This window comes from Streptomyces sp. MB09-01 (assembly GCF_033794505.1).
GTDB lineage: Bacteria > Actinomycetota > Actinomycetes > Streptomycetales > Streptomycetaceae > Streptomyces.
Map to the genome: position 1 here is coordinate 1 of NZ_JARAYQ010000337.1, position 7,280 is coordinate 7,280.

Here is a 7,280-nt window from a genome sequence, read left to right on the forward strand (position 1 = left end):
CCCCTACATCCTGGCCGCCAACTGGCACGCCCTCACCGACCGCGCACCCACCCAGGCGCCCCTCACCCTCCACCACCCCCACGACACCCAGCCGCTCCTCGACACCGTCTACGCCGACCATCCCCCCGCCGGCGACCACCCCATCCACCAACTCCTCGCCGAACTCCACCCCCAGTGGATCCGACGCCTTCAGGAAGAGGCCACCCACGCAGGCCACCGCGCACTGTGGCCCTACGACGAGGAAGGCAACCCCACCACGGTGGCGCAACTCGCCTCCAGCCCCCTCGACGAGGCCTTCGCACGCTCACGACTCGGCACGCCGTCAACCGACCTCGTCGCCCTCTACGAGCACGCCGACACCGGCCACCTCACCTGGCAGCCCACCGATCCGGAACCAGCCGACCTCAGCGCCTACCACCCCATCCGCGACACCGAGCCCCACCGACGCCAGCGCCTGGAGATCCACCGCAACACCATCCCGGCCCCCGCCCACTGGTTCACCGGACGCACCGCACTGCCCGACCCCACAACCTGGAGCATCCCCAACGCCGGCGCACTCGCGGGACGCCCCGTCCTGCTGCTGCGCCCCGACGGCCAGCCAGTCGACCCGTGTCTCGAACGTTTGAGCTATCACCCGGATGTGGGCCTGGTTCGGCGGCCATGACCCGGGGACGCGACGTACGCTCGGAGCCTCGGAAACGAGGATCAACCTGGGCACAGCTCACCATGGCCCAGAAATCCCTCACGCCAGGGAACACAGCGAGCAACGAGTGAGTGAGAGCGGACCCGGCCGTAGGGATCAGTGCAGTTCGGGGAGGGTGCGCCCTGCGCGCCGGGGGATCAGCCCAAGTCCACCTGGCCGCGGTGCAAGCTCGACGGGTACGCCCCGCGCGCCCGGGGATCGGCCCCGCCATCGGATCATGTCGCGCCCCTAGGCGGCGTCGCCCCGCACGCCCGGGGATAAGCCCTGGATATCCGCTCCTGCCCCATTCAGGATGAAATGCGCCCCGCGCGCCCGGGGATCGGCCCGCGGGGGTGGCTTATGGAGTGTGAGGCGTGTAGATCGCCCCGCGCGCCCGGGGGCAGCCGAGGTAGCGATCGCGGAGTCAGGCGGCAGACCAGTACGTCCCGCACGCGGGGATCAGCCGGACCGGTCTCGGAAGCGCCGCTGCCGCAGTACGTACGCTCCGCGCGCCCGGGGATCGCCCCGTCCCGAGGTGTGCGTCGGACTGCTTGGTTCCGTCCGCCCCGCGCGCCCGGGGATCAGCCCACCAACAGCTCCGGCAACAAGTCCGGCAAGAAGTACGCCCCGCGCGTCCGCGGATCAGCCGTCGTCGTAGTCCGTGAAGCCAAGCTGCCTGAGGCCCGCCCCGCGCCCCCGGGGATCAGCCCGATTCGGGGGTACTTGGCGATACAACTTCATCGCCCGCTCCGCGCGCCCGGGGATCAACCTTGGCTCGCATATCAGGGCGATTCAGGGCAAGCGTCCGCCCCGTGTGCCCGGGGGCCAGTCCCAGCAACACCCGGCAGTTGGACGTTCTGCTCTACGGCCTGGCCAGGCCGTAGGCGTGGTGTTCACGTGCTGGCGTTGCGGTGGTTGTCGATCAGAGGAACGAGGGCGCGGACACGTTCGCGAAGGTCTCCGGCCCCCGCAGTCGGAATGTCCGCAAGGACCTTGTCGAGACGGGTCAGGCGGGCGCGTGATGTCGAGCGCAGCCGGGCAGCGGGCACGCGGTCGAGGACATCGAGGGCCCGCTGAGCGGCGTCTCCTGGCTGGGTGGGCGCTTCCGCTTGTGCGAGGACGAGGGTGGCTGCGGCCCAGCCGGGGGTGGACACAGCAGTGGACGCCATGGATGTTTCCGCTCGAAGGCGGTCGGCGACGGTGTCGCCGCTCCTGGCGGCCCGAGCGCAGACTCGGCGCATGACGATGTGCGACTACTTCTCCGCCGCCGACGACCAGGCTGCCGTGGCCGTGGTCGACCGGCCAGGAGGGCCGGCCGACTTGGCGCGCGCTACCGAGTCGTGGTCCATGACGTCCGAACTGCAGCAGTGCCAGGTCGACGCTCGGACGGCACTCGGTGTCCTGGAAGCCTTGGCGGGCCTGGCTCGGCGCGCTGGGGCTGCAGGCCTTCGCCTGTATTGCCAGTGGTCTCTGTGACCAGCGGTGTGCAACGGTGCAGCCTGGATCAGTCGTGGCTGGCGCGGTTCTCCGCGCGAGGAGTTCACGTCGTTGGGGGGTGCGGTAGGAGTCGCCCGTGAGGGTCAGGCCCTTGGCATGGTGGACGAGCTGGTCGATCATCGCGGCGGCCACACGTCGTCCGAGAAGGACTCTCCCCGCGATCAACGATGCGATTCGGTGTTCGTGGCGGCTGGCCGCAAGCCGACACCTGGGTAGGAGGAGATCCTCGGCGAGTGGCTACGGGGCACTGTCGTACCCGCCGCCTAGGATCCGGGCGTGGCAGACGAACAGGTAGACGAACCGACGGCCCGGCAGAGACTCGTCGAGCTCAAGCTGGCCAGCGAGGCAGCGCGCATCGAGGCGCTGCAGGGCCCGTACTCGGCGGAGCGGTGGCGCCACTGGCTGGAGGCGGCGGCCGTCTTCGGAGACGCGGTGACGGAGCACGCCAAGCAGTACGGGCTGGAGAATCGATTCAAGCTGGAGAAGGACGTCGTGACGAAGGCGCTTCACCCGAGCCCGGTCGAGGGCTGACAAACATCACCCCCGGCACGTTGACGCACGATGCCCCGCCCACTGGGCGGGGCATCGTGCGTTGATCGGAAAACGGCCGAGCAGGCCGGGCAGAACCTGTAGAAGCGGGCGGACTCGTTCGCCGCGTTCGCGAAGAGCGCCACGCACCGGTCTGGAGCCGGTCGACGAGGCAGGTATGGACTCAAGTGCTTGCGTTGCCGTTGTTGTCGATCAGGGGAACGAGGACGCGGACCCGTTCCTGAAGGTCGCCGACCCCCGAAGCCGGTACGCCGGCCAGGACTTGGTCGAGGCGGGCGAGGCGGGCGCGTGACGTCGAGCGCAGCCGGGCGGCGGGGACACGGGCGAGGACATCCAGGGCCCGCTGAGCCGCGTCCGTGGGCTGGGTGGGCGCCTCGGCCTGTGCGAGGACCAGGGTGGCCGCGGCCCAGCCGGGGGTGGCCACGGCAGTGGACGCGATGGACGTCTCGGCAGCAGAGCGCGCGCGGTTGTGGTGGCCGAGGGCGATGGCGGACTCGGCCTGGTGGAGGGTGTACTCGGCGGCGTCGAACCCGAACCGGCCCGGGGCGAACCCAACGGGATCGGTTTCGAGTTCGCGGGCGGCCGCGGCAAGCGCCGTGTCGGCCTCCTGCTCCCGTCCGAGTCCGGCGAGGGAGGTCAGCTGTGCCCAGGCGTGTGCCTGGGCTTTCGGCAGGCCGGCGGGGGCGTGGGCGACGGCCCGCTCGGCGTAGGCCAGGGCGTTCTCGTAGCGGTTCTCGGCGCGGGCGACCATGCTCTGCGCGCCCAGGGCCCAGGCGGTCAGCCGTGCGTCGTCGGTGCGGGTGCCGTAGGCGGTGGCGGTGGCCAGGTGGGCGCGCGCGCCGGTGTGGTCGTCGAGGTGGAAGGCCAGGTTGCCCATCAGGGCCGAGAGCCAGCCGACGTTGCGGTGCAGTCCGCCCGAGAACTGCTCGTGGACGTGGCCGGTGACCAGGCAGTCGGTGAGCAGACCGCGGGCGGCCCGTACTTCCTCGAAGAGGAGGTACGGGGGGTGCTTGGGATAGGTGAGGGCGTAGTGCTCGACGGCCGCCTCCGCCAACTCGGCGACCTCAGCGCTGCCGTGGGGATCGGCGAGAAGGGCGAGCTGGAGGGATTCGCGGACGGCCGGAAGGCCGGCGGCTGTGGTCATGTGCACCACCATTTCCCGTGCGCCAGCGCTGCACGTGTCGGTCTCGGGCCGACCGTACCGGATCACGGTGGACAACTCGCGCTCCGGAAAGACTTGTTCGGTCAAGCCCAGGCCGAGCTGGGCGGGGGTGGCGCCGTAGGCGCGGCAGAGCATGACCGTGTACTCGCGATCGGGGCGCTCGCGGGGGTCGTGTTCCCACCGGCACAGCATCGGGTCGGACAGGCTTCGCGGTAACAGCCCGTCGGAGACGTACAGGGCCTTGACCTGGGTGATGGTCTCGGAGCGGGACCAGCCCAATGCGAGCCGCCAGGCCTCCAGCTGCTGCACCTCGGGCAGGGCGCGGCGGATCTCGGCGGCGGTCTGTTCGGTGTCGAGGCGTTCGCGCTGGCAGCGCATCCGGATGCCGGCTGCCTCTTTCTTGATGGTGGCGCGGCGTGAGCGGGTGATGGCGGTGGCCATGGGCACCCCCGGCGGGAGCGGGATATCGGGACAGCAACCGTAGCCCACCCCTGTGACAGGGCGACACCACTCCGTCACTGCCCGTCCGGTGCATTGCGGGAGCCCCGCAATGTCTCCTCGTCCCGGTGGCAATGACGGCGGGTCAGGTGCGGGCGGAATCTGGTGAGGCGAGCCCGACCGGGCAGCGAATCCCGAGGACGAAGGGGGGTGACCCCGCCATGTCCTACGACCACTGATCACCCACATGTCCCCCGTGACGGGGCCCGGGCCCGGCCTCAACACCGGGCCCGGGCCCCTGTGCCACCCGCCCCGAGACCACCTGGAGACCCTCGTGCTGCCGGTGCTGACCTACGACCCCCTCGACCCCGCCACCGTCAACAACCCCTACCCGGCCTTGGCCGCTTTGCGGGAGCAGGCCCCGATGTCCTGGCACGACGGCATGTCCTCGTGGCTGGTCACCCGGTACGCCGACTGCACGGCCGTCCTGCGCGACCACACCGTCTTCGCCCGCGACCGGCGCCGCACCGGCGCCGCCGTGCCCGCGGCGAGCCTGAGCGTGCAGTCGCTGGACCCGCCCGACCAGGCCGGCGTGCGCTCGCTCTTCATGAACGCCCTGCGCGCCCAGGACCTGCCCGCCCTGGAGGCCCGCGCCCGCGACCGCGCCGCCGGCCTTCTGCACGCGGCAGCCGAGCAGCCGTTGTTCGACGTGATGACCGAGCTCGCCGCACCGCTGTCCCTGTCGTTGGTCTGCGACCTGCTCGGCGTGGACGAGCCGCCGCTGGCCGAGTTCGCCGCGGCCTCCGACGCGATCATGCGCAGCATGGACGGCGGCCTCGACCCCGCCCTGGTCGAGCCCGGCCGCAGGGCCCGCGAGGAGCTGACGACGCTGGTCGACTCATGGTTCGCCGATACCGGCCGCCCGAGCGGGCTCCTGGCCCACGTACGCACCCGCACCCCCGCCGGAGCCGGCGAGACGGAGGAGCTGTTCATCCGCAACACCGCGCGGGTGATGTTCCAGGGCGGCTACAGCACCATGACCGCCGCCCTGGGCAACGCCCTGCACACCCTCACCCGCCACCCGGACGCCCAGTACCGGCTGCGTTCGGAGCCGAGGGTCGTGCCGTGGGCGGCCGAGGAACTCGTCCGCTTCGACGGGCCCGTCCAGGGCACCAGCCGCACCGCCATCCACGCCACCACGATCGCCGGCATCCCCATCCCGGCCGGCGACACGGTGGTGCTGCTCTTCACCGCAGCCAACCGCGACCCCGCCCGCTTCCCGACCCCCGACCAGCTGCTCCTTGACCGCCGCGACAACCGGCATCTCGGCTACGGCTGGGGAACCCACTCCTGCATCGGCACCCGCGCCGCCCAGGCCTGCCTGCGCGCCGCCCTCGACGCCCTGCGCACCCACCCCACGCCGCTCCGGCCGGCGGGCACTGCCCGCAGGCAGCCGTCGGCCACGATGCGCACCTTCGCCGTCCTCCCCGCCACCCTCCACCCCTGACAGCCGCGCCCTCGCCGCCTGCCCTTCTGCTCGGAGATCCTCTTGCGCATCCTGATCGGCAACCACATCGACCCCGCCATCCGCGCCCGTACGGACATGCGGGCCTGGACCCAGCGCCTGGCCTGGTTCGCCCGCCCCGGCGACGTCCTGATCCTGTGCACCGAACCCGACCCCGCCTTCCTTGACTACGCCCTCACGCTCACCGGCACCGGACCCGGCGAGGTCACCGTGCTGACCGCCCCGCCCGGCCGCTACGGCGAGATGCTCCTGGACCCCGAAGCGCTCACCGACACCGCCTTCCTCGACCAGGTCCGCGCCGCGCTGCGCCCGGCTGGCGGCCCGCAGGCGGTCGGCGAGATCTTCGCCTTGTGGCCCTCGGCCTCCGTCGCCCGCTTCGCCACCGCCCTGGGGCTCGCGGACCGGATGCCCGGGCTGGCGTACTTCGCGCAGGGCGGTGCCGAGATCGGCAACAACAAGGCCAACTTCCGGGCCATCGCCGCGGCGGCCGGCGTCCCCACCGTTCCCGGTGAGGTCTGCCGCTCCCGCGAGGAAGCCGTCTCCGCCACGCACCGGCTCCTGGCCCAGGCCGAAGCGGTGGTCGTCCAGCAGGCCCACAACGGCGCCGGCGTCGGCAACCAGATCCTCCTGGGCCCCGGCAGCAGCCTGGCCACCGACCACGTCGGCGCCCGACACCTGCACCGCCTCGCTCCCGGCCCGGCCGGCGTCACCGCTTACTGGGAGGAGCGCTGGGACTGGGCGTCCGCCGACGGCCGCCACCCCGTCGTCGTCGCCGCGTTCGCCCCCGGCGCCGAGGCGGTGTACTCCGAGCACTTCACCGACGACTCCGGGACCTGCCCGACCGAGCAGGGCCGCCTGCACTACGTCGGCCGCCGCCTCTCCCACCAGACCGTCCCGCTCCAGGGCCTCAATCCGCTGGTGCATGCCCGCCTGGTCGACAACGGCGCCCGCCTCGCCGAGGCCTACCGCGCGCTCGGCTACCGCGGTCACCTGTCCGCCGACGCCATCACCACCCCCGACGGCCAGCTGTACTTCACCGAGGTCGACGCCCAGGTCTCCGGGAGCCTGCACATCTACCAGGTCATCGCCCACCGGATCGTCGGCACCGCAGACCACCCGGCCCGCGCGGTCGTCGAGTACCACGTCCCCCCGACCTGGCATGTCCCCGACGCCACCGTCTTCCACCAGGCCCTCGCCGACCTCGACCTGGACTGGAACCCCGCCAGCCGTACCGGGGTGATCGTCTCCATGACCATCACCCCCGGCCCGGACGGCGCGCAGTTCGTCTTCTGCCTCGCCTACGACCCCAAGACCGGCCACGAGGAGCCCTTCGCCCGGCTCGACGCTCGCTTCGCCACCCGCCCCGCGGCCGCCTTCGACCCCGCCGACCACATCGGCGCCCCCGTCACCGCCTTCTCCTCCTGAAC

6 protein-coding genes are annotated in these 7,280 nt (G+C 72.0%); 4 read left to right on the forward strand and 2 right to left on the reverse strand.

All coding sequences use genetic code 11. The features are described from left to right. A partial coding sequence (locus PV721_RS38935; RefSeq protein ID WP_319732915.1) for a hypothetical protein occupies positions 1-664 on the forward strand: 664 nt, incomplete at its 5' end. A gap of 911 nt (positions 665-1,575) precedes the next feature. On the opposite strand, the gene PV721_RS38940 is transcribed toward PV721_RS38935, so the two are convergent. After that, positions 1,576-1,851: a hypothetical protein gene (locus PV721_RS38940; RefSeq protein ID WP_319732917.1), complete on the reverse strand. Its 276-nt coding sequence runs from the start codon at positions 1,849-1,851 to the stop codon at positions 1,576-1,578. A 604-nt stretch (positions 1,852-2,455) separates the two neighbouring features. Here PV721_RS38940 and PV721_RS38945 point away from each other — a divergent pair. After that, positions 2,456-2,710 (forward strand): hypothetical protein, encoded by a 255-nt coding sequence (locus PV721_RS38945; RefSeq protein ID WP_319732919.1) that lies wholly within the window; start codon positions 2,456-2,458, stop codon positions 2,708-2,710. A gap of 181 nt (positions 2,711-2,891) precedes the next feature. On the opposite strand, the gene PV721_RS38950 is transcribed toward PV721_RS38945, so the two are convergent. Continuing rightward, entirely contained in the window at positions 2,892-4,331 is a 1,440-nt protein-coding gene (locus PV721_RS38950; RefSeq protein WP_319732921.1) for a Twin-arginine translocation pathway signal, read from the reverse strand. 244 nt (positions 4,332-4,575) lie between these two features. On the opposite strand from PV721_RS38950, the gene PV721_RS38955 reads away from it, so the two are divergent. Further along, the gene (locus PV721_RS38955; protein ID WP_319732923.1) at positions 4,576-5,835 is read left to right on the forward strand and encodes a cytochrome P450; all 1,260 of its coding nucleotides are present in this window, start codon (positions 4,576-4,578) and stop codon (positions 5,833-5,835) included. Between the two features lie 42 nt (positions 5,836-5,877). Then, positions 5,878-7,278 carry a hypothetical protein gene (locus PV721_RS38960; RefSeq protein WP_319732925.1) on the forward strand — a complete coding sequence of 467 codons (1,401 nt, stop codon included), beginning with the start codon at positions 5,878-5,880 and terminating at the stop codon, positions 7,276-7,278. Positions 7,279-7,280: the final 2 nt, after the last annotated feature.